At 37.0% G+C, this 1,328-nt stretch carries 2 protein-coding genes; both read left to right on the top strand.

Translation table 11 applies throughout. The annotated features are described in order from the left end of the window. The first annotated feature begins 498 nt into the window (after positions 1 to 498). Positions 499 to 1,020: a replication/maintenance protein RepL gene (locus G468_RS0118115; RefSeq protein ID WP_246067637.1), complete on the top strand. Its 522-nt coding sequence runs from the start codon at positions 499 to 501 to the stop codon at positions 1,018 to 1,020. Positions 1,021 to 1,096: 76 nt separating this feature from the next. Further along, positions 1,097 to 1,231 carry a hypothetical protein gene (locus G468_RS25175; RefSeq protein WP_276324695.1) on the top strand — a complete coding sequence of 45 codons (135 nt, stop codon included), beginning with the start codon at positions 1,097 to 1,099 and terminating at the stop codon, positions 1,229 to 1,231. The last annotated feature ends 97 nt before the right edge of the window (positions 1,232 to 1,328 follow it).

Raw genomic sequence — 1,328 nt, 5'->3', positions numbered from 1 at the left:
TTCCTTGTGGATTTCCGAGTGACCGTGCTCCTTTTAACTTCCGGCTATCTTCCGCTTCCTCGCCCGTTCGCTCGCGTTGCTCGGTCACTTGGCTGTGGCGAGCGGTGGGGGTTAAAGTTTTGAAAAGATTTTTTGATTTTTTTAAAAGAAAATCGTGTTTTTCCTTAACTCAGTCCGCTCACCGCAGGAGACGTTGAGGCGGAGCGCAGCTTGCGAGCACCGAACACCGTTGACGAGGAAGCGGAGGTTAGTTTGTTGTTAATGAATTTGCCTGATACTCCGTTGTATCCAAAAGATAAAAGAAGAGATCTAATTATAAACCCTGTTATATAAAGAATTAAATTTTTAATATCTGTTGCTCATACATGCAAATACTGTTGTTATGATAATCAAAATTGAGTATCGTTTTGATTGCGCTAGAGTCAAAAAATACGTTGACATAATCAAATAAACAACTAAAATGCTTAAATAAGAGTAAAAAAAAACAGAAAAATGCATATGATGGAATCAAAAAATAATGATGTAATAAGGCACAAGCAAAATCCATTCGTGGAAAATATGATGATTCCTATAGGGACTAAACAAATACGATTATCAAAAATGGGTAAAGATCGTAATGTGTTAGTCAATCAACTTACAGGAGAAGTTTTAGGAACGCATGTAACAACTTACAAAAAAGTTGATAGAGGAAAATTTATAAAACTTTTCGCTGAAAATATAGCGATGACTTTTGAATTAGGTTCTGCTGGACTAAAAGCCTTAAATGTATTGATTTTTACAGTCCAAAATTCAGGAATGAACAAAGATAGAGTTGTATTAGATAAATACGCTTTAGAAGAATTTTTATCTGACTCAGGTCAAAAATTATCTCAAGCAACATTTACTAGAGGAATTAAAGAACTAGTAGGAGCTCAAATAATCGCAAGATGTTTAAAGCAAGGAGATTATTTTATTAACCCCAATTTTATTTTTAATGGTGATAGAGTTGCATTTACTACAGCAATAGAAAAACAAGATTAAATTAGCGGTACTTGTTGGGATCACTAGTCCCAACAAGCACCTGATCCAACAACCTAACTGTACTAGGAGTCGGACTATGCAAAATAGTACCTTCCGTGTGCGCGTAATTGAAGCGCAAAATCAAATAATCGAGTTATTCGCTCGTGAATCCCGCAATTTAACCCTTCGTCAGCGTGCCCGAATTCTGAATAGAGTCGGAGGTGCGGTATGAAATCCGAGATGATTAAATTCTTTTTGAGTAGTGGTGTTCCTTGTGGATTTCCGAGTGACCGTGCTCCTTTTAACTTCCGGCTATCTTCCGCTTCCTC

This window comes from Arsenophonus nasoniae DSM 15247, from assembly GCF_000429565.1.
Classification (GTDB): domain Bacteria; phylum Pseudomonadota; class Gammaproteobacteria; order Enterobacterales; family Enterobacteriaceae; genus Arsenophonus; species Arsenophonus nasoniae.
The sequence above is the reverse complement of the archived record's forward strand: the minus strand, read 5'-3'. Positions and strand labels throughout refer to the sequence as shown.